Annotated in this window: 19 protein-coding genes; 6 read left to right on the top strand and 13 right to left on the bottom strand. The window is 50.9% G+C overall.

The genetic code is table 11. From position 1 onward, the window contains the following. Nucleotides 1-7 precede the first annotated feature (7 nt). Nucleotides 8-436, bottom strand: a complete 429-nt coding sequence (locus tag DES37_RS00890) for a hypothetical protein (protein WP_110024514.1) — start codon at nucleotides 434-436, stop codon at nucleotides 8-10. A 319-nt stretch (nucleotides 437-755) separates the two neighbouring features. Here DES37_RS00890 and DES37_RS00885 point away from each other — a divergent pair, with 319 nt between their 5' ends. After that, the gene (locus DES37_RS00885; RefSeq protein WP_110024513.1) at nucleotides 756-1,028 is read left to right on the top strand and encodes an EF-hand domain-containing protein; all 273 of its coding nucleotides are present in this window, start codon (nucleotides 756-758) and stop codon (nucleotides 1,026-1,028) included. 148 nt (nucleotides 1,029-1,176) lie between these two features. On the opposite strand, the gene proX is transcribed toward DES37_RS00885, so the two are convergent. From proX to DES37_RS00850, 7 genes are all read right to left on the bottom strand, one after another. Next, nucleotides 1,177-2,184 carry a glycine betaine/L-proline ABC transporter substrate-binding protein ProX gene (proX, locus tag DES37_RS00880; protein WP_110024512.1) on the bottom strand — a complete coding sequence of 336 codons (1,008 nt, stop codon included), beginning with the start codon at nucleotides 2,182-2,184 and terminating at the stop codon, nucleotides 1,177-1,179. A 519-nt stretch (nucleotides 2,185-2,703) separates the two neighbouring features. Beyond that, nucleotides 2,704-3,381 (bottom strand): SDR family NAD(P)-dependent oxidoreductase, encoded by a 678-nt coding sequence (locus tag DES37_RS00875; RefSeq protein ID WP_110024511.1) that lies wholly within the window; start codon nucleotides 3,379-3,381, stop codon nucleotides 2,704-2,706. Beyond that, a complete protein-coding gene (locus tag DES37_RS00870) occupies nucleotides 3,381-3,857 on the bottom strand; it encodes a NanQ anomerase/TabA/YiaL family protein (RefSeq protein WP_110024510.1) in 477 nt (158 codons plus the stop codon). Before DES37_RS00870 ends, DES37_RS00875 begins: the two co-directional genes overlap by 1 nt. 10 nt (nucleotides 3,858-3,867) lie before the next feature. Then, the gene (locus DES37_RS00865) at nucleotides 3,868-5,034 is read right to left on the bottom strand and encodes a sialidase family protein (RefSeq protein ID WP_036103750.1); all 1,167 of its coding nucleotides are present in this window, start codon (nucleotides 5,032-5,034) and stop codon (nucleotides 3,868-3,870) included. A gap of 1 nt (nucleotide 5,035) precedes the next feature. Beyond that, complete coding sequence (locus DES37_RS00860; protein WP_036104099.1) at nucleotides 5,036-6,451, bottom strand: sodium:solute symporter family protein; 1,416 nt, start codon at nucleotides 6,449-6,451, stop codon at nucleotides 5,036-5,038. Nucleotides 6,452-6,530: 79 nt separating this feature from the next. Further along, nucleotides 6,531-7,415 carry a dihydrodipicolinate synthase family protein gene (locus DES37_RS00855; protein WP_110024509.1) on the bottom strand — a complete coding sequence of 295 codons (885 nt, stop codon included), beginning with the start codon at nucleotides 7,413-7,415 and terminating at the stop codon, nucleotides 6,531-6,533. A 1-nt stretch (nucleotide 7,416) separates the two neighbouring features. After that, on the bottom strand, nucleotides 7,417-8,565 hold the full coding sequence (locus DES37_RS00850) for an iron-containing alcohol dehydrogenase (protein ID WP_110024508.1): 1,149 nt from the start codon (nucleotides 8,563-8,565) through the stop codon (nucleotides 7,417-7,419). A 180-nt stretch (nucleotides 8,566-8,745) separates the two neighbouring features. Between DES37_RS00850 and dtnK the strand changes: the two genes are divergently transcribed. The 3 genes from dtnK to DES37_RS00835 are packed head-to-tail and all read left to right on the top strand — an operon-like array spanning nucleotide 8,746 to nucleotide 11,821. Beyond that, nucleotides 8,746-10,044 (top strand): D-threonate kinase, encoded by a 1,299-nt coding sequence (gene dtnK / locus DES37_RS00845; protein WP_110024507.1) that lies wholly within the window; start codon nucleotides 8,746-8,748, stop codon nucleotides 10,042-10,044. Then, on the top strand, nucleotides 10,041-11,021 hold the full coding sequence (locus tag DES37_RS00840; protein ID WP_036103762.1) for a D-threonate 4-phosphate dehydrogenase: 981 nt from the start codon (nucleotides 10,041-10,043) through the stop codon (nucleotides 11,019-11,021). The genes dtnK and DES37_RS00840 overlap by 4 nt, the downstream gene beginning before the upstream one ends. A gap of 14 nt (nucleotides 11,022-11,035) precedes the next feature. Next, nucleotides 11,036-11,821, top strand: a complete 786-nt coding sequence (locus tag DES37_RS00835) for a DeoR/GlpR family DNA-binding transcription regulator (protein ID WP_110024506.1) — start codon at nucleotides 11,036-11,038, stop codon at nucleotides 11,819-11,821. Nucleotides 11,822-11,832: 11 nt separating this feature from the next. Here DES37_RS00835 and fsa read toward each other — a convergent pair whose 3' ends face one another. Further along, nucleotides 11,833-12,495, bottom strand: coding sequence for a fructose-6-phosphate aldolase (gene fsa, locus DES37_RS00830; RefSeq protein ID WP_036104105.1), 663 nt, complete (start codon nucleotides 12,493-12,495; stop codon nucleotides 11,833-11,835). 138 nt (nucleotides 12,496-12,633) lie between these two features. Between fsa and DES37_RS00825 the strand changes: the two genes are divergently transcribed. Then, nucleotides 12,634-13,536, top strand: a complete 903-nt coding sequence (locus DES37_RS00825; RefSeq protein ID WP_110024505.1) for a glycyl-radical enzyme activating protein — start codon at nucleotides 12,634-12,636, stop codon at nucleotides 13,534-13,536. A gap of 4 nt (nucleotides 13,537-13,540) precedes the next feature. Then, nucleotides 13,541-15,973 carry a formate C-acetyltransferase/glycerol dehydratase family glycyl radical enzyme gene (locus tag DES37_RS00820; protein WP_110024504.1) on the top strand — a complete coding sequence of 811 codons (2,433 nt, stop codon included), beginning with the start codon at nucleotides 13,541-13,543 and terminating at the stop codon, nucleotides 15,971-15,973. A 349-nt stretch (nucleotides 15,974-16,322) separates the two neighbouring features. On the opposite strand, the gene DES37_RS00815 is transcribed toward DES37_RS00820, so the two are convergent. The 4 genes from DES37_RS00815 to DES37_RS00800 form a co-directional block, all read right to left on the bottom strand. Next, nucleotides 16,323-16,619: a hypothetical protein gene (locus tag DES37_RS00815; RefSeq protein ID WP_036103771.1), complete on the bottom strand. Its 297-nt coding sequence runs from the start codon at nucleotides 16,617-16,619 to the stop codon at nucleotides 16,323-16,325. Further along, on the bottom strand, nucleotides 16,619-17,254 hold the full coding sequence (locus DES37_RS00810; protein WP_110024736.1) for a division plane positioning ATPase MipZ: 636 nt from the start codon (nucleotides 17,252-17,254) through the stop codon (nucleotides 16,619-16,621). The genes DES37_RS00815 and DES37_RS00810 overlap by 1 nt, the downstream gene beginning before the upstream one ends. 300 nt (nucleotides 17,255-17,554) lie before the next feature. Beyond that, nucleotides 17,555-18,319 (bottom strand): DeoR/GlpR family DNA-binding transcription regulator, encoded by a 765-nt coding sequence (locus DES37_RS00805; protein WP_036103776.1) that lies wholly within the window; start codon nucleotides 18,317-18,319, stop codon nucleotides 17,555-17,557. Nucleotides 18,320-18,429: 110 nt separating this feature from the next. Further along, entirely contained in the window at nucleotides 18,430-19,704 is a 1,275-nt protein-coding gene (locus DES37_RS00800) for a YbiU family protein (RefSeq protein WP_110024503.1), read from the bottom strand. Between the last annotated feature and the right edge of the window lie 121 nt (nucleotides 19,705-19,825).

Genomic DNA, 19,825 nt, shown 5'->3' with positions numbered 1-19,825 from the left:
CCGTTCCTCAGGCATGTGTGGCTGGAGCAACATACCCCGGCTCACCTTGTTGTGGCGCGCCTTCTGGCTGTTGTGGCTGCCCGGGTTGTTGCGGCGAACCTCCCGGTTGCCCTGGTTGTTGCTGTTTCATTCCTGGTTGCCCATTGGGTGCCATTGGCTGCCCGGGATGGCCTGGCTGAGAAGGCCCATGAGGGGGCCTGGGTTTCCAATACATTCCACGGGGCATTCTGGAGCCTACAGGAGGAGGTGGTGCTGCCACTAACAAACGCGGGGGATGTGCCGGGGTAATAATAACCAGCCTGGCAGGAGAAACCAGGTTGATGTGCTCCGGCTCTTCAGCCATAAGCCTGGGTGCCACGGTTAAAAAAGTGCATAATAACCCCAGGACACCGATAAGCTGCTGGCATCGTTTATTATTCATTGATTTATTATTCATCGTGCTAAGCCTTTATTAATAAATAATGAATTTCAGTTTTTAGGTTGATAATTAAGTGGTTGCTGTGTGTGGGCTGTATTTATTACCAAAAGTTTATTACCGAAAATAATGGCTTGTGGTGCTCAGTTGGCCATAGTTTGCTCTGCACTGATTATTCTATTTTTATTTTCCATACTTCAGAAGTGGTGAATTATGTCATGGCATGTCACTGGTTTTATTCATGGCGACATCAGGTGACATAATTTTATTCTGGTAACCATAAATAAAATTGTGGTGAATAAATAGCGCCGCAATTCTGCGAAAATAAAAGGATGCTACAATGAAAATACGTACATTTTTAATGGCCGGGTTGTTACTGGCTGGCAGTACCACACTGGCTGGCAGTACCACACTGGCTGTTGCTGCCACTCAATCTGCAAGATTGGCTCAGCGGTTTTCACAAGCGGATACCAACCATGATGGTAAGCTGACATTGCAAGAAGCGCAGGCGGGTATGCCGATGGTGGCGAAGCATTTTAGTGAAATTGATACCCAGGGTACGGGCAGTATCACTCAGGCGCAGATTGAATCATTTGTCGCTGCCCACCGTTAGTATTCGCGATACGGTGATACACAGTGGTATGTGGTACATAAACAAACCAGAAAGAAACCCGCGGGTTTCTTTCTGGTTGTACTCTTCAGGTAACCTTTTCTGAGTTTGGTTACCCCGCAGTTGGCGGGGGGTAACACAATTAACCAGGTTATTTACCCGCGGCAGCCATAGCCTGTTTTACCCAGCCATCGAAGGTACTTTGGTGCGCTTTAATCCAGCCATCGACCTGTTGCTGAACATCCTGTGCTGAGTCCTGGCCTTCATGCATCCGTAGATTCTGGGCGTTCACATCTGCCAGGGGGAGTTTCATAATGGCAAACAGTTTGGCTGCCGCCGGGTTTTTCTCCGCCCACTGTTTATTTGCCACAATGTGTTCGTTATTAACGGAGAAACCATAATTCTTGCCATTTGGCAGTGTGGTATCCAGCCCTTTTAACCCGCCAGGATTAGCGGAGAATGGCACGGTGAGCCATACCACATCCTTACCCGATTTTAATACAAAACTAACCCAGTAAGGCGTCCAGGCATAATATAATACCGGTTTGCCTGCTTTATAACGAGTCAGGGTTTCTGCAATAATTGCGGAGTAGTTCCCCTGATTCTGCTCGACAGTATTGCTTAACCCATATGCCTTTATTTGTGTGGCAATAACCGACCCACAATTCCAGCCAGGGTTACAACCGGTTAAATCGGCTTTACCATCGCCATCCGCATCAAATAGTTTGGCTATTTTCGGGTCTTTAAGCTGTGAGAGATCAGTAATATGGTATTTATCTGCTGTTTTCTTATCAATTAAATACCCTTGTGCGGCACCACTAATATACGTCCCTTTGCGGTAAAACTTCTTGTCGCCGCCGGCCGAGTTGTACATGTCTTTCTGTAACGGCTCCCAGTTGACTGCCATATAAGTGGCATCGCCCTCTGATATGGCTGTATACGCAACGTTGTAATCCACTTCTTTGGTTGGCTGAACATCGTAGCCTAATTTTTCAAGCGCGCGGTTCACCAGTTCAGTTTGAAAGGATTCTTCCGGGAGTGGGCTTTGCACAGGGTAAACAGTGACACCTTTGCCGGGTAAGTCAGCAGCCTTTGCGGACCCGGTTGCCATCAGTACGGTGGAAATTAAGGTGAGTGCAACAGGAAAGGTCTTTTTCATGGAACGGTTCCTTATGATGTTGTGCATATTATTCTCCGCCATAGCAGAGCGGATTTATGATTTTTTGGAGCACACATCAATAATGCGGCGGCGCTGATATGCAGCAGGCGTATTATTGATTTTTGCTCATGTGGATGATGGTGAAAACAAAATTAACGCCATCAATTTTTAACGGTTTTTTGCACTGTGCTAAAATGAGGATGGGTGTTTTAGTTATCTTGTTTTTTCCTGTGTAAATATGTTGTTAATATCAACCCTACCATAATCTCTCTTCAAAGCAAGTGCTAATATTCTGCTTAATTTTCCCGGCTGGCTAACTAATGTTGGCAATTTTTACCTGCAATTGAATATAGTGTAATATTTTATTTGTTTTAAAAAATATAAAACATATCAATGCGTTAGGCTGGGTGTTTTGTGTGGTGGGTATCGACAAATTAAAAGAATAATTCCTGCCTGATTATTGGCCTGGTAAGGTGCTGAAATGGCGCGTATAACCTTAGCGATATACGCGCACAGTGGTCAGGATAATGATGCGCCACCACAAATAATGTATTCCTGGCCGGTTATTGCCCCCGCTTCTGGCGAGACCAAAAAATTGACCAGTGCAGCCACTTCTTTTGGGTCGATATAGCGGCCAATAGGGGGAAGTTTAGGTGGCGATGAAACACGGCCTGGTTGAGAGAGCATTGGTGTAAGCGTTGCACCCGGTGCCACAATATTTGCTGTTATGCCGCGGGGGGCCAATTCTGCGGCCCAACTGCGTACCATACCAATTACTGCGGCTTTGCAGGACACATATTGTGAACGCCCGGCGGCACCATGGGCGGTACGGCTGCCAATTAGCACAATGCGCCCACCTGTGGGCATGCGTGGTGCCAGGGTATTAAGTAATACTTGTGGTGCCAGAACATGGATGCGCCACAATTGTTCACTGAGTTCGGCATCCAGCATACCCAGTGGGGCAGCAGCCATAAAACCTGCAGCATGAATGACAGCATCAACTGTTTCAAGGGCTGTTACCGCAGCGGTGAGCGCGGGTAAATCGTTCATGTCCACATTCAGGTTATGAAATGCCTGGCTCGGGTAGCTGGCCGGGCGACGGCTGATTCCTGTCACTGACCAGCCGCTTTCCAGAAGCCGTTCTGTAATGGCTGCACCAATTCCTGAACTGGCGCCAGTGACCAATGCATGTGGCATTACATGTTCTCCGAAATGAGTGTGCGTGGAATTTTAAAGACCGCCTTGCGTACCCCGGCAGGCTGCCCGACAGCACACAGTGCCTGGTGTGGCTCACCGGGGAAGAAAACAGCGAAATAACCAGGTAACAACCTGATGCTTTGGGTTAAATGTGGCGAAGGAACAATAAACAGATCCGGTTTTTTCTCCACAAAGTCCGGGTGGACTTGCGGCAAAGGATCAGCATTTATCTCTTCTTCCCCATCCAGCATCAGTTGGATATCCAGCCAGTCGTTATGGTATTCCGTATGGCGTTGAGAGCCAGGCTGGGTCATTGCCGGGCCGATTGTGCAGTGCCAGTCTTCACCTTCCGGTTGCCAGCGTCCATCATCCCGGTGTTGCAATGCACTCAGTGCACAGTCAGGCCGGGAGAGAATTGCCAGCAGTACGCCGGGTAACCCTGCCAGTGGCAGGGTGTCAACGTGTCCAATTATCATACTTACCTCGTTATGCCATGACCCATTCTGGTGTGATGCAGACGTATTTAATCGCCTGGCGGTACCAGGTATAGGCAATGTGCAACTCACCGTTCAGGCCCTGCTTAATGCTTGGGTAGGAGAATTCACGGTTGAGCTTTTCCTGAGAGTTATTGGTCATGCAATAACCATCACCTTCGTCCAGGTTTTTCATCCATGGCCAGGTTTTGCCATTATCCCGGGAAATGGCGACAGTCATTGGTGCCCTTGGCGCACCCCAGAATGCAGTGCGCCCACTGGCGACTGGCTCGCTGCGGCTGTCATCGCCATCATCAATTTCATCGTAAAGCGATGCGCGGCGCTCTGTTGCCCCGGCTGCACTCATGTTATTAAATACCAGCGCCAGGTCGCCGTTTGCCAGTGTGGTTACCTGAACAGAGGAGTTGTTATTTGGCAGCGTGGTTGGCTCAGGAATGCTCCAGTGCCGCCCTCCGTCTTCGGAGTGGCTACGGTAAATATTGTCTGCCCAGCGGCTTCTGAAAAAGGCCAGCAGGGTGCCGTCATTAGCTGGCGTGATGTTCATATGGACACACCCCAGGCTTTGCGGAACTTCTACATCCTGCCAGGTTTTGCCTTTATCGCTGGAAATTTTCACGCCGCTGATATCATCGTTACCCACCCATTTTTCACCGGGCTGTGTGCGGCAATAGAACACTGGCAACAGCCAGTCGCCATTTTTCAGCACAACGACAGGCTGGCGAATGAAAGTGCCTGGCTGGTCGAGCAGTGTGCGAATTTCTCCAAAGCTTTGCCCGAAATCCGTGGACTGGCGATAGCGAACAATCGCGGTGTCCTGGTTACCGGAGATTTGCGCAGTCCACAGTAACCACAACACGTTGTCCGGGCTAAGGAACAAAACCGGGTTTTGTTCCGAGCGGCTCGGGTCATCTGAAAGTTTACGGGCCTGCGACCATTGCTGGCTGCCTGCTGGCAACCGGGACATCCACACCGAGATATCCGCTATACCTTCCTGGGTACCGCCAAACCAGACACAAAGCACATCACCATTGGGCAGCGGCAACAAATTCGCTGCATGATTTTGCGGGCATGACGATGGCAGCATAGCGGTTGCATAAGGTGAATCACTTGCTGGTGTTTGGATTACGCCATCCCGTGTGGCACAGAAAGCTTCAGACATATCAGACTCCGTTATTACTCATTACGGTATGTGGATTTTGTACTTTGTTTTTATGAGGCACGATGCGGTCAATAACCATGATGACTGCTGGTGTTATCAGAGCGATATACATGTTGTTGATACCAAATGGGTCGCCCAGCAAGTACCACAGTGATGTCATGACACAGGCACCGATTAAACCAGCGTTGGCACCGCGCGTACTTTTGAACATCGGCGAGTAGAAGGCAATGACAGCCACAACCGATATCGACAAACGGATTGCACGGGTGAAGAACGACAGTTTAAGAACCTCAGGAACAAACAAGACAAAGATAAGGGGCAGAAAACCAATGACCAGTGAGATCCAGCGTGTGGCGCGGAACTCCTGATCGGGTGTTGGGTTTTTCATTGGCACATAGAAGTCTTTGACTACCAGCGAAGCAATCGCCAGCGCAACGGTACTGACGCTCACAAAGATAGAAGCAACCAGCGAAGTCGTTACCAACCCTGCCAGCCAGACCGGCATGTCCTGCAGGAATACTGGCAGTGCATACAAACTGTGGATTTCCGGGTGCAGGTATTTTGCGGCGACACCAATAATGGCGATTGCCAGAGCAATGGGAAGGCAGAAGAAAAACGCAACCCAGGTTGAACGTTTGGCAGATTCAACATTTTTGGTGGACGATATCGCCTGAATAACAAACTGAGTACAGAAGATAGAGCCTACCGTACCAATCACCCATGCGACGATGGTGCCGGCACCAAAGTTGCCATCCCATGTCCAGTAGTAATCTGGCATGTTTTTCACCATAGGTGCAAAACCATGGGTTTCGTACAGAGCAAAACCAAGAATAACCAGAACACCGACATATTTAAGTGCACTGTGCAGCATTGTTACCCACGCCACGCCTTTCATACCGCCAAAGGCAAAATAGAATGTACTGACAATTGCGGTAATAAAGGCGGCTTCCGGAAGATTGATTTTCAACACCGTGGAAATGGCTGCTGCACCACTGACATAGTTCCCGACATTCACCAGCAACAGCGCGTAGATCATTATCAGGGATACAATATTCTTGGTTGAACGGCCATATTTTTCAGAGATTGCACCAGAAATAGTGATTTTCCCGGTGTTGTAAATCCGTTTCACCAATAATAAACCAAATAAAGGGAAACCAATTGCGGCACCAAGTACCGACCAGGAGGCAGCAACGCCGGATTCAAATGCTGCCTGTGCGGTACCGATAGTGGATTTGGCACCGATATATTCAGACATCAACAAGATCCCGACAATAAAAGCCGGCATCGCTCTGGATCCTTCCATGAAATCGCCAGAATCTTTACTGCGTAATCGGAACGTCAGCCACGTTGTAAACAGGATATAAGCAACGACGATACCGACAATATATAAGGTATCTTCAGTGGTAAAATGATTCATCATAGCCTCTCTTTTGGGCGTATCAGACCTGGGCATCCTGGGATGCCCGACTGCATTTTTGACGAAAGCGCAAATGGCTTTAGTGAAGGTACTGGTTCACTATCTGGCGAATTTGCTGTTGTTGGTCTGGTGTAAAGCTCACACCATAGCGGCTGGCCCCCACGTCATGGCCCATCAACACCAGTGCCTCTTTAACGACGGCAGGTGAAAAGGCAATTTTGTAGAGGTCAGTGCGTAATCCCGTAACGGCTTCCTGTGCATGGTGTGAGGCCGCAATATCGCCGTTACGGAAGGTTTCCCAAATAGCGTTGATTTGTGTGGGGGCTACATTTGCCAGCCCTGAAACGCAGGCCTTACACCCTTCAACAAAGCCGCGGTGAATTAATGAATCCGGGCCATTCAGTACGGAGAACGCGGGTAAATCTTGTGTGGCGTGGAGAAAACCACTCAGGCTGTCGTAACTGCCTGCGCTGTCTTTAATACCAACAATGTTGGGGTGTTCCGCCAGTTGGCGTACGGTTTCTGGTGCCAGGGTGTTACCGGTCCGGGCCGGAATATTGTAGAGATACAAAGGTACAGTCAGCGCATCCGCGACAGCCAGGTAGTGGCGTGCCAGCTCTTGCTGGGTGAGGGGAACAAACCAGGGCGTAACAGCCGATACCGCGTTGACACCCGTTTGCGCGACTTGTTTACCCAGGCGAATGGTATCCCGGGTTGAGATTTCGCCAATATGCCCGACGACCGGTTTACGCCCGGCAGATTCGGCAACACAGATTTCAGCTATAGCGACTTTTTCCTGCTCACTGAGCACAAAAAATTCGCCATTTGTGCCGCCGCAAAACACACCATTACCAGCCTTGATTTGGCGCTGAACTTGTTGGCGTAACTGGGCGGTATTCAACTCACCTTGTTGAGTAAAGGGTGTGACGATGGCGGTCAGTACCCCGGTAATGGGTTCAGACATGTTATTTTCCTTGAGTAAAAAGCGTTTCGTAGATGGCCTGAATATTTGCTGCACTGACAGGGCAGGGCACATTTTTAATCAGGCGCTGGACATTCAGCGCACCATCCACAAGGTCTGGTACGTTATCCGGGCTGATTCCCAGCGCTTCCAGTGAAGCCGGGAGTTGTAGTTTTTCCACCAGTTCGCCAAACCAGTCGACCAGGCGGCATGATTTTTCTTCTGCACTTAACTGCTGGTCGCTGCCGGGGATCAGGTCCCAGACTTCAGCAAACTTCTCAACAACGGCCGGGCGAATAAAGCGCATGCAGGGGGTAAGTAAAATGGCATTAGCAACACCATGGGGCAGGTGATATTTCCCGCCCAAAGGGTAAGACATTGCGTGTACCAGGTGCGTCCCTGCGTGGTTAATCGCCACCCCGCCATAATAAGAAGCCCAGAGCATTTCCAGTTTGGCAGACAGGTTCTCCGGGTCTTTAACTGCGTTTTCTATATTGCGGAACAGCTTAAACATCCCCTGTAACGCCACGTTATCGCTCACCGGGTTGGCAATGGTGGCGGTAAAGCACTCAATCAGATGGCACAGGGCATCAATACCGGTCGAAGAGGCGATATGTGCTGGCATGCTGGTGGTGAGTTCTGGCAGTAGCGCAACGTAATCCGGTAATAACACAGGTGAAATGATGCCCACTTTTGTTTGCTGTTCCGGGATGGCCAGAATTGCGTTGGGAGTGGCTTCTGAACCGGTACCTGCAGAGGCAGGGATCAGCAAAGAAGCCAGGCGCGTTGACGGTTTTTCACCAGCAAGCAGGGCTTCCAGTGTGGGGGCACTGGTGTGGCAGAGCACAGACAATAACTTAGCGACATCCAGTACGCTGCCACCGCCAACACCCACCACCAAATCAAACTGGGCACCCTGGAGTTTGCCCATAATCTGGTTCACATCATCGCGGGCGGGTTCCGGGGGAACATTGTCAACAATGCTCACGTGCCGGTTATTGGCCTGCAAAAGTTCTGACAGCACTTTCACCGGGGCCAGTTTGATAATGTTCTGGTCACTGACTAATAAAATGCTTTTTTTATCTGCCAGTAATGGCTCTATTGACGCTATGGCACCTGCGCCGCTAATAATGGTGCTGTTTATTGTACCCACGCTCCTCTCCTGTCTGGATATGCAATGTGGTGATTGAATTCAATCAATACAGCATTGCTGTTTCACAACATGGCTAATTTTATAATTTATCCCCGATTCAATTAACTTGATCTTGCTCACATATAATCAAATGTGATTGAATATAATCATTGGCAACGATAATGATGAGCAGGAGACACCATGGAAGCGCAGTACCAGGGAGACAACGTCCTGATTCTTGCGGATGACTTCACTGGGGCAAATGATGCCGCAGTTAACTTCGCTCTGAATGGCGCGCAGGCAATGGTGATGTTCCACCCGGAAAATGTGCCTCAGGCGCAAGTGGTGGCAGTCAATACCGACAGCCGTGCGTTGGCCGCAAACCAGGCTGAACAGGCAATCAAAGCAGCCATCAATACTGTGGGGTTACCGGGCCATTCCCACTGGCTGGTCAAAAAAATCGACTCAACGTTGCGGGGCAACCCCGGCGCAGAAGTTTCCGCGGCATTACAGGCATCCGGTTTAGCCGGTGCGGTAGTGGCGCTGGCTTCACCGGGCCTTGGGCGTACCACCACCAACGGGCAGTGCCTGGTAAAAGGTATACCCGTCAACCAAACCGAATTTGCCAGCGACCCGAAAACCCCGGTCACCGATGCCGACATTATTCATGTGCTGCAACAACAGGCTGAGCGGGTCTGTTACCTGGCAGACCTGGCCTGCGTCCGCCAGGGTAACCTGGCCGCAACACTGCAGGCGTGCTTTGCCCGCGGCGTGGAAGTGGTGGTGGTGGACAGTGAAACTGCACCAGATCTGACGCGAGTCATTGAAGCGGTTGCTTCATTACCCGTTCGCCCACTGCTGGCAGGGTCTGCGGGAATTTGTGAAGCGCTGGCGCAGTATCTGTTTCCACTGGCAGCAACATCGCCGCTATTGCCCCATTCCAGCGGGCCGCTCCTTGCTGTAGTTGGCTCAATGAGTGAAATCGCTCAACAGCAAATGCAGGCAGTCATGCAGCACCCGCTTGTTACCCACATGGCTCTCAGTGCAGAACAGGCGCTTTCTGCGGACAGCGAGAGCTACCTGCATGAATGTGTTCAGGCGGCAGTTGCCGCGCTGAATAGTGGCCGCCATTGCGTTATCAGCACCACTGAGCACCATGATGCCAGGCACCAGGTTGCCCGGTTGTGCCAGCGCTACCAACTGAACCGCGCTCAGTTGGGCGAAAAGCTGTGCCTGTTTTTGGGCAGGCTTACCCAGGCCATTTTGAGTGATGCCACACCTGGAGGGATGTACCTGTCTGGTGGTGATGTGGCGATAGCCGTAGCCCGGGTGCTCGGAGCGCAAGGTTTTACGATTCATGGCCGCATTGCCGAATGTGTGCCGTGGGGAGAGTTCACAGGCAGCCAGTATCTGCGGCCGGTAATGACCAAAGCAGGCGGTTTCGGTAACACGGACACCTTGCTGGAGGTTGTGCATTTTTTTGAGGAGAAGACTAAGTGACCAACGTTATCGCAATTACCATGGGTGACCCGGCGGGCATTGGCCCGGAAATTATCATCAGTGCACTGGCTGAAGGAGAGTTATCAGGCATTCCTGCAGTTGTTGTCGGTTGTGCGGCAACGTTACGCCGCATTCTGGCGCTACAAATTACCAAACCTGCAGAATTGCGCATTATTGACCAGGTGAGCCAGGCCCAGTTTGCGCCCGGGATTATCAACGTGATTGATGAACCCCTTGCAGACCCCCAAGCGCTTGAACCCGGGAAAGTGCAAAAGCAGGCCGGTGATTTGGCTTACCGCTGCATCAGGAAAGCAACTGAGCTGGCAATGGCAGGGGATGTCAGTGCAATTGCCACCGCACCACTCAATAAAGAGGCGCTGCATGCCGCCGGGCATTTATACCCCGGGCATACTGAGCTTTTGGCTAAGCTCACCAACAGCAAAGACTACGCGATGGTGTTATACACCGACACGCTGAAAGTGATTCATGTTTCCACGCATATTGCACTGCGTAAGTTTCTCGATACGCTTAACCAGCCGCGTGTAGAAACCGTGATTCGCCTGGCAGACCAGTTCCTGAAACGTGTTGGTTTTACCCACCCGCGTATTGCTGTGGCCGGGGTGAACCCTCATGCCGGGGAAAACGGCCTGTTTGGTGATGAAGAGATTCGTATTGTCGGCCCGGCTGTTGCCGCAATGAAAGAGCAGGGTGTGGATGTGTATGGCCCGTGCCCACCAGATACCGTCTATATGCAATGTAATGAAGGCATGTATGACATGGTGGTGGCGATGTACCACGATCAGGGGCATATTCCACTTAAGTTGTTAGGTTTTTATGATGGGGTGAATATCACTGCAGGGCTTCCGTTTATTCGTACTTCGGCCGATCACGGCACCGCATTTGATATTGCCTGGACAGGTAAAGCAAAGTCTGAGAGCATGGCGGTTTCGATAAAACTGGCGATGCAACTGGCTTAGGCGTAAGAGTGCTCATGAAGGGATATAACCGCCTTGAACAGATTATGGATTATCTTAAAAGCCATAATCTGGTAACTGTGGATCAACTGGTGGCCGCTACGGGTGCATCCCCGGCAACGGTGCGCCGTGATTTAGTCAAGCTGGATGAAGAGGGTGTGGTCAGCCGTACACATGGTGGCGTTACCCTCAACAGGTTTCTCCCTTCGCAGCCCACTACGCTTGAGAAAATGCAGCGTAGCCAGCAAGAAAAGTATTTTATCGCCAGTGCTGCGGCAAAGATGGTTAATGCCAACGATGCCGTGGTCCTGGATGCTGGTACCACCACCATGGAACTGGCCCGCCAGCTTACTCACCTGCCTTTACGGGTTATCACCAGCGATTTGCATATCGCGTTATTTTTGAGTGAATTCAAACAAATCGAAGTCACCATTATTGGTGGGCGCATTGATGACAGCAGCCAGTCATGCATTGGTGAACATGGCCGCCGGTTGTTACGCCATATCTGCCCGGATATCGCCTTTGTCAGTTGCAATGGCTGGGACTGGGAGAAAGGCGTAACAGCGCCAACGGAAGAAAAAGCCGGTATCAAACAGGATATTATGATGAATGCCCGCCGCCGGGTATTACTGGCAGACAGCAGTAAGTATGGTTTGTGGTCACTTTTCCATGTAGCACGCTTACCTGCTTTTACTGATATCGTGACTGATGCCGGGCTTGAAGCGCATTGTGCCCGGCAACTGGAAGGCGAAGGTGTGCCCCTGGTGCTGGCGGATGCCACATCAGCCAGAGGCACAGTGTAACCTTTCACGCTTTACAACTGTTTACTCCCGAACGCGCCCTGCCAGTCTTGCTCAAATTTCTCAACAGCCGCTGTTACCGCCGGAGCAGAAATAAATTGGGTCGCCACATCTACAGGCAGCGTAATGGCGCCGCAACCTGCCAGCAGGCAGTCCAGCGCCTGGCGTGGGGTTTTAAAGCTGGCGGCCAGCACTTGTGCCTGGGGTGCGTGCTGAACTAACAGTGACTGCAGGTCATTCACTAATTCAATACCACTCCCGCCCTGAGCATCCACCCGGTTAATGTATGGTGCAACATAGCGTGCACCTGCCAGCGCAGACAGTAACCCCTGAGCTGCACCATAAACGGCAGTGCCCAGTGTGGGAATACCTTCTTTGCTCAGGCACTTAATCGCTGCCAGCCCTTCTGGCGTTACCGGCACTTTCACGACCAGATCCGCAATAATTGCCCGTAGTTTTCTTGCGTCATCCACCATTCCCTGCGCGGTATCAGCCATCACCTGGGCGAACAATTGCCCGGTTCCCCCGAGCGCATCATATAACGCAGGCAACAGGTTTTCTGGCCGTTGTTTACTGCTGGCAACAATACTGGGGTTGGTCGTCACACCTGCAAGAGGAAGGATGCGGGCCAGTTTTTTTACAGCGTGGATATCAGCGGTATCGAGGTAGAGCTCCATATTCAACTCCTGAAATTGTGATGGTTCGCGGCTTTTCATCATCATAGGCCAGCGAGCCGTGTTTTTGTTGTCGGAAATCAAATTTTCTTTCTTTCGAAAGTGTTTTTATTTTTATACGAAATATAAAGGGGAGGCGAGATGATTTTCAATATCCAGCGGTATTCCACCCATGACGGGCCCGGGATCCGCACTGTTGTCTTCCTGAAAGGTTGCTCTTTGGCTTGCCGGTGGTGCCAGAACCCGGAAAGCCGCAGTGCAGAACCAGAAGTGTTGTTCGATGCCCGTTTATGCCTTACCGGTTGCGCGTGTTGCTGCCATGCAGCGCCTCGGGCAATTAGCCGTAAACCGGGCGGCGCGCTGGATATCGCCCGTAGCAAACTTTCTGGTAATGCTGTTAATGTGCTAGTGAAGTGTTGCCCGAGCCAGGCGCTGACTGTATGCGGGGAAAACCGCACGGTAGAAGACATCATGCAGGTAGTTTTGCGTGATAAGCCGTTTTACCAGCGCAGTGGTGGTGGGGTGACGCTTTCTGGCGGCGAACCTTTTATGAACCCGGAATTAGCCCGGGCACTGTTGCAGGCAAGCCATGAAGCGGGTATTCACACTGCCGTGGAAACCTGCCTGCATGTTCCCTGGCACAATATTGAACCCTGCCTGCCTTTTACCCGGCTTTTCCTGGCCGACCTGAAACATACCGATGCTGAATTATTCAAAACCTGGACCCGGGGCTCAGCACGGCGGGTTATGGCTAACTTGCAACGCCTTGCAGAGCAGGGCGCACAGGTAGTTATCCGTGTGCCTTTAATTCCTGGGTTTAATGCCAGTGAAGGTGCTGTGCGCAACATTGTCGATTTTGCTGCCGGGTTACCCGGCGTTGAACAAATACATTTTCTGCCTTACCACACCCTGGGCATGAACAAATACGCCCTGCTTGGCCTGCCTTATGAAGCACCGGAAAAGCCCCTGGATAACCCGGGCTTACTTACTTTTGCTCAGTCATATGCACACCAAAAAGGCCTGGCAGCCACTTTACGAGGATAATTGTATGACACAGTTGAAACTTGATGTCCTGACCGACCGAATTAAGGCACATAAAGCGGCTCTGGTGCATATCGTCAAACCCCCTGTTTGCACCGAGCGCGCTCAGCATTACACCGAAGTGTACCAGCAGAATATGGACAAACCGGTAGCCGTGCGCCGTGCACTGGCTCTGGCGCATCACCTGGCGCAGCGCACTATCTGGATTCAGCACGATGAATTGATAGTGGGAAACCAGGCAAGCGAACTGCGTGCCGCCCCCATATTCCCGGAATACACCGTTTCATGGATTGAGAAAGAAATTGATGAACTGGCAGAACGCCCCGGAGCCGGGTTCTCTGTAAGTGAAGAGAATAAGCGAATTCTGCACGAGCTATGCCCATGGTGGCGTGGGCAAACGGTGCAGGACAGGTGTTATGGCATGTTTACTGCCGAGCAAAAAGCCATACTTGATACCGGTATTATCAAAGCAGAAGGCAATATGACTTCCGGGGATGCCCACCTGGCGGTGGATTTCCCGGTGTTGCTGGAGAAGGGGCTGGACGGGCTGCGTGAAACAGTTAATACCCGGCGTGCACTGATTAACCTGACGGTGCTGGAAGACTTACACGGCGAGCAGTTCTTAAAAGCGGTGGATATCACTCTGGAAGCGGTTAGCCAGCATATTACCCGCTATGCGGATCTGGCCCGGCATATGGCAGAACGCGAAACACGCGCTGAACGGCGGGAAGAGTTGCTGGCAATAGCCCATAACTGCGATGTGATTGCCCATGAACCGCCGAAAACTTTCTGGCAGGCGCTGCAGTTGTGCTATTTCATCCAGTTGATTCTGCAAATTGAATCCAATGGCCATTCTGTTTCCTTCGGGCGCATGGATCAGTATCTCTACCCGTGGTACCGGCGCGATGTTGAGCTGGAGCAGTCTCTGAGCCGCGAGCAGGCCATTGAATTACTGCAAAGTTGCTGGCTGAAACTGCTGGAAGTTAACAAGATCCGTTCTGGTTCGCATTCTAAAGCCTCTGCGGGCAGCCCGTTGTACCAGAATGTGACTATTGGTGGCCAGAGCCTGGTGAATGGTAAACCGGTGGATGCCGTTAACCCGTTATCCTGGTCCATTCTTGAATCCTGTGGGCGGTTGCGTTCAACCCAGCCAAACCTGAGTGTGCGCTACCATGCAGGCATGGGCGATGACTTTCTCGATGCCTGTGTGCAGGTGATTCGCTGTGGTTTCGGTATGCCGGCATTTAATAACGATGAAATTGTTATTCCGGAGTTTATTCGCCTGGGTGTGTTGCCGGAAGATGCTTATCAATATGCAGCCATTGGGTGTATTGAAACTGCTGTTGGGGGCAAATGGGGCTACCGGTGTACCGGCATGAGCTTTATTAACTTTGCCCGTGTCATGCTGGCGGCGCTCGATGGAGGCCGTGATGCCACTAGTGGCAAGGTATTTCTGGCTCAGCCAGAAGCCCTTGCTACCGGTAACTTTGCTGATTTTGAATCTGTGCTGGCTGCCTGGGATAACCAGATTCGCTATTACACGCGAAAATCCATTGAAATTGAATACGTCGTGGATACGGTGCTTGAAGAAAATGCCCACGATATTCTGTGCTCAGCGCTGGTGGATAACTGTATTGAGCGGGCGAAAACCATTAAACAGGGCGGGGCAAAATATGACTGGGTTTCAGGTTTGCAGGTTGGGATAGCTAACCTGGGTAACAGCCTGGCCGCAGTGAAGCAACTGGTGTTTGACGACCAGGCAATCAGCCAGCCACAACTGGCCAGCGCTCTGGCCGACGATTTTGCAGGTGCGGAGTTTGAACAGCTGCGCCAGGTACTGATTAACCGGGCCCCGAAATACGGTAATGACGATGAATCTGTGGATGCATTGTTAGTGCGCGCTTATCAAACTTATATTGATGAGCTGAAGCATTACCACAACCCACGTTACGGGCGTGGGCCTGTTGGCGGGAATTACTATGCCGGTACTTCGTCTATTTCTGCCAATGTGCCATTTGGCGCGGCGACGATGGCAACCCCGGACGGGCGCAAAGCCCATGCGCCGCTGGCAGAGGGTGCAAGCCCGGCATCTGGCACCGATCACCTGGGCCCCACCGCGGTTATCAGCTCTGTTGGCAAATTGCCTACTGGCTCAATTCTTGGGGGCGTGTTACTTAACCAGAAGCTCAACCCTGCTACCCTGGATAACCCGGCAGACCGCGAAAAACTGATGTTTTTACTGCGCACTTTCTTTGAAACCTATAAAGGCTGGCATATTCAGTACAACATTGTTTCCCGGGAAACACTGGTTGAAGCGAAAAAGCATCCCGACCAGTACCGTGACCTGGTGGTGCGGGTGGCCGGATATTCGGCATTCTTTACCGCACTTTCACCGGATACTCAGGATGACATAATCGCCCGTACTGAACATGTATTGTGATACGGCAACTGGCGCCACACTTGCCCTGAGTGTGGCGTGAATCCGGCACAGCATAAGTGTTATGTAATAAGTATGAAGTAATACGTGTGAAGTAATAAATATTAGGTGGCAAGTGTGAAAGTGTGCGGGGGAAGGATATGTGAACAGCCACTGGTGGTTACATACGTAGCCACTTTGATGTGAAGTAATACTTCATACTTATGAATGATGCGTTTATGAATTGCGTAGTTATGAATTTTGCATTTATGAATGATGCGAATATGAATAAATACCTATCCATTCTCATAACAATGCTTTGGTACCAAACCCCACGTGCTGCCGGTTGTACAGCGCCGTGGGGGTTGTTTTATTACGGGTGGTTTTTAAAGTATTCCGCCAGCGCATCACGAACCAGTGCGCTGACACTTTTCGGGTCGCGGCCACTGCGTTTATTTTTCAGAGCCGTATCTTCGGTTTTATCCAGCAACGATGCAGGCAGTGAGATAGTAGTACGCTTGAGCGGGTCTTCCGCTTCTGTAACCGGTGTACTGTTACCTGGTGAGCCGTAAGGTTTGCCAGCCAGGCGTTCTGCCAGTTGTTCTATGTCCTGGTCGCTGGCGTATTTCCGGGTGGCAGATGCCTGCTGGCTGGGTTTTTTCAGTGCCATCAGAACACCTCCTTAATCAGTGCAAGTACTTCATTTTTCGCCTGTTCATTACTGGTTTCCATAACGGATTTCCCCTGAGGCATAACATCACGGTAAACCTTGCGGAAGCAGGCTATTGCATTAAGTGGGGTGATTTCCGGGAATTCTTTAATATATTCCAGAAATTCATAGCGTTCGTTGCCGCGAATCAGCGGGTTGGTAGTCGCCATTGTCTGGTAACCGAACACTTTCAGTTCCGGGTTAAGGTCGCGCCAGGAGATAACCTGCTGTTGCAACTCAATAAGCGTATCAAGATCCAGTTGCGAACTTTGGTGCGGGGCAATAATGACATCGGCCACAGTACCACCGGTTACCAGCTCACGGCTGTTACGCCCGGTCACATCAACAATAACGTGGGTATATTTCTCGTTCAGGCTTCGCAGTGTGGCGGCGATGTTATCCCGTTTTTCCACCAGAGTGATAGCCGGGCTTAACCCCGCTTCTTCCCGCTCGCCAATCCACCTTGCGGCAGAGCGTTGTACATCTGCATCCACCAGGCACACATCGTTGCCCTGTTGTGCAAGCCCAACAGCAAGGTTAATCGCTGTTGTTGTCTTGGCGGCACCACCCTTGTTACAACCCACAATTGTTATCACTGCAACCTCCAATGTTAAGTATGAAGTAATACTTGCTACTTCATACGTATTACATGTTCTCTACTGATTAGCCTTCCCGCAAGGGATGGCAGTAAACGGGTTTAGTATGAATGAATCATTATGAGGTGTGAAGTGTCACTTCATAGGTGATACTTCATAAATAATATGTGTGAAGTATTACTTATGAAGTGATATTTATGAACCGGCGGGTATTAAAGCAGCGCCATAACGAGGCTGTGAAGCGGTATTCCTCTGCCTTATTTTTAGCAGGTAAAGCCGTTGCTATAAGGCTTTGTGCTGTTATGCAATAGCAGTTTCGTCGGCAACCTGGTCTACCTGAATACCTTGCTTTTGCATGCATTTCAGGGCGTCTGAGGGCAGCCGGGAATCGGTTATTACATGGCGAAACCCATGGTTTTCTGTCGATAATGGGTAAGGGTGAATGATTCCGAATTTTGATGAATCGGTTAACGCGATGGCTTCAATGCCTTTATCCAGCAGGGCACAAACTACGTCACTGCGCATCATATTGCGCCCGGTAAACCCGGTATCTTTATGCCAGCCATCAACGCCAATAAACGCTTTTTGAAAATGCACATGCTGGATACACAGGCGGGTTAATGGGCCAACAACAGACTCACTCCCTTTTTGGTACAACCCGCCAAGGACGATAACTTCACAACGGGCATTTTTCAGGAGTTGAGCAATATAGTGGCTGACAGTGACCAGGGTAATTGACGGGTTATCTGCCAGGCTGCGTGCCAACAGTGCGTTAGTACTGCCGCCTTCAATAAACACCGATTCACCGTCTTTCACCAGTGAGGCTGCGTATTCGGCCAGGGTCTTTTTCAGTGGAAACCGGGTATTCATGCGTGCGCCGACATCTTCCAGATCCATGGCAATGGCAGAACCGTGAACGCGCTTTAAGTAATTTTCGCGCTCCAGTGCCGTCAGATCCTGGCGGATGGTGACTTCAGAAACACCAGTAAGGTGCGATAATTCGTTAACGCTGACGCTGCCTTTGTCGTTCACTAACTGGATGATTTTTTGATGGCGTGCATTCATGTTTCAGTTCACTGATTACCCTTGATTTTGCCAGTGTAACAAAAAGGCAGGCCTGGCAGAAAGGCGCAGCGGTTCTGGCGCCCTGTAAATAGCAGAGCGCCAGACCGTTATCAGATGTGGTGCTGGCTCAGCCCTAAGCTGCGGCGGCCATTCTCGTTTAAATCCGCAGTCAGAAACCGGTCCTGCCAGTGCTGTTCATAGTTTTCACGGGGAAAATCGCCGGGTGAAGCGCCTCGCTCCAGCGCGTCGGCTACGCGCCGGGCATAGCGGCGGTTTTTATCACACACAGGTGCTGCCGGAATATACATGACATTACCGAAGCCTTGCTGGTTTTCCACCGCGGCTACAGCGTGAATAACATCGCAATGCCACCAGACAGAATCACCCGCTTCCAGTTGCGGAATGCTGCACAACCCGTTTGCCAGGAGCGGATGCCATTGCTCACTAATGGGTAACACACGGCCTGGCGCCACGCCACAGAGTTCATCTTCCGGAACATCATTCAGTAACGGGCGCAGGAGTACCAGCGCCATAGCTTCGGGAACCGGAACAACATGCAGTAACCCCTGGCCTGGCTGCATATCTGACAGCGCAGTCCAGCCCTGAAAAGTGCGGAAAACCGAGCACTTAGTCGTGTTATCGACATCATATTCGTCAACGTCTGTCCGCCAGGCGGCATCCCACGGGTCATACTGGTCAAACTGGTTATTGAAGATATGGCGGAATACTTGCTGGTAAGCCGGTAATAACCAACGCTCCAGTGCGCCTGAATCGGTGTGGGCACCCAAGCCTTTTGATGTAGTGCCGGGTAAACGGCGGCGGATCCGGTCGGGGTAAATAATGCTGACATCTGGATCAAACCACTGTTTTCCTTGTGATTCAAATGACCACAGGCGATTGAGAAATGACTGAACACCTGCCATTGAGTTACTTTGGCGGGCCTCCATTTGGGCACGGGACCAGTAAATGGGGTAAATCTCCGGGCGCGAAGCTGCCAGCGAACCAAAGAAATTATCGCCCGGGCCGCGGTAAATGTCGTCGAACTTATTGGTGTCCAGGTAGTTCAGCATAGACTGATCCCATGCGAGAGCCTGCTCGCGGGGGAAATGCTGTTTAACCACCAGGCACCCGCGCCGTTTGATGTGCGCCCGCAGGGTATCATTGATATTACCCGACAAAATTTCTTCCCGGCTGGCAACCGGCCAGGCAGTGCCAAAGCGTTGCTCATCTTCACGGGCTGCAGCCAGTTCATGAGTAATTTTGGCTTCAACTTGTTTAAACAGACCGGCTACATCACCAATTTGGGCTCGCAGCGCGCGCTTCATGTTCACAATGCTGGCTTTGATATCTTCAGGCAGAGTTTGTGCAGTGAATGTATCTTTCATCGTTGGCTCCCATTTAATCTTCGAATGAATTTTATTTACTTTCATTCGTAATTTTGGCGAGTATAACAACTATGAAACATTTAAATGCGAATAAGATCACAAACTGTTGAGGATCACAACA

The organism is Mangrovibacter plantisponsor (genome assembly GCF_003182475.1).
GTDB classification, from domain to species: Bacteria; Pseudomonadota; Gammaproteobacteria; order Enterobacterales; family Enterobacteriaceae; genus Mangrovibacter; species Mangrovibacter plantisponsor.
This window is presented reverse-complemented; position numbering and strand designations above follow the sequence as displayed.

Excerpts from the sequence above, each read along its gene's own strand:
- DES37_RS00890 (WP_110024514.1), bottom strand. The coding sequence starts at position 436 with ATGAATAATAAATCAATGAATAATAAACGATGCCAGCAGCTTATCGGT.
- DES37_RS00885 (WP_110024513.1), top strand. The coding sequence starts at position 756 with ATGAAAATACGTACATTTTTAATGGCCGGGTTGTTACTGGCTGGCAGT.
- proX (WP_110024512.1), bottom strand. The coding sequence starts at position 2,184 with ATGAAAAAGACCTTTCCTGTTGCACTCACCTTAATTTCCACCGTACTG.
- DES37_RS00875 (WP_110024511.1), bottom strand. The coding sequence starts at position 3,381 with ATGCCACATGCATTGGTCACTGGCGCCAGTTCAGGAATTGGTGCAGCC.
- DES37_RS00870 (WP_110024510.1), bottom strand. The coding sequence starts at position 3,857 with ATGATAATTGGACACGTTGACACCCTGCCACTGGCAGGGTTACCCGGC.
- DES37_RS00865 (WP_036103750.1), bottom strand. The coding sequence starts at position 5,034 with ATGTCTGAAGCTTTCTGTGCCACACGGGATGGCGTAATCCAAACACCA.
- DES37_RS00860 (WP_036104099.1), bottom strand. The coding sequence starts at position 6,451 with ATGAATCATTTTACCACTGAAGATACCTTATATATTGTCGGTATCGTC.
- DES37_RS00855 (WP_110024509.1), bottom strand. The coding sequence starts at position 7,415 with ATGTCTGAACCCATTACCGGGGTACTGACCGCCATCGTCACACCCTTT.
- dtnK (WP_110024507.1), top strand. The coding sequence starts at position 8,746 with ATGGAAGCGCAGTACCAGGGAGACAACGTCCTGATTCTTGCGGATGAC.
- DES37_RS00835 (WP_110024506.1), top strand. The coding sequence starts at position 11,036 with ATGAAGGGATATAACCGCCTTGAACAGATTATGGATTATCTTAAAAGC.
- fsa (WP_036104105.1), bottom strand. The coding sequence starts at position 12,495 with ATGGAGCTCTACCTCGATACCGCTGATATCCACGCTGTAAAAAAACTG.
- DES37_RS00825 (WP_110024505.1), top strand. The coding sequence starts at position 12,634 with ATGATTTTCAATATCCAGCGGTATTCCACCCATGACGGGCCCGGGATC.
- DES37_RS00820 (WP_110024504.1), top strand. The coding sequence starts at position 13,541 with ATGACACAGTTGAAACTTGATGTCCTGACCGACCGAATTAAGGCACAT.
- DES37_RS00815 (WP_036103771.1), bottom strand. The coding sequence starts at position 16,619 with ATGGCACTGAAAAAACCCAGCCAGCAGGCATCTGCCACCCGGAAATAC.
- DES37_RS00805 (WP_036103776.1), bottom strand. The coding sequence starts at position 18,319 with ATGAATGCACGCCATCAAAAAATCATCCAGTTAGTGAACGACAAAGGC.
- DES37_RS00800 (WP_110024503.1), bottom strand. The coding sequence starts at position 19,704 with ATGAAAGATACATTCACTGCACAAACTCTGCCTGAAGATATCAAAGCC.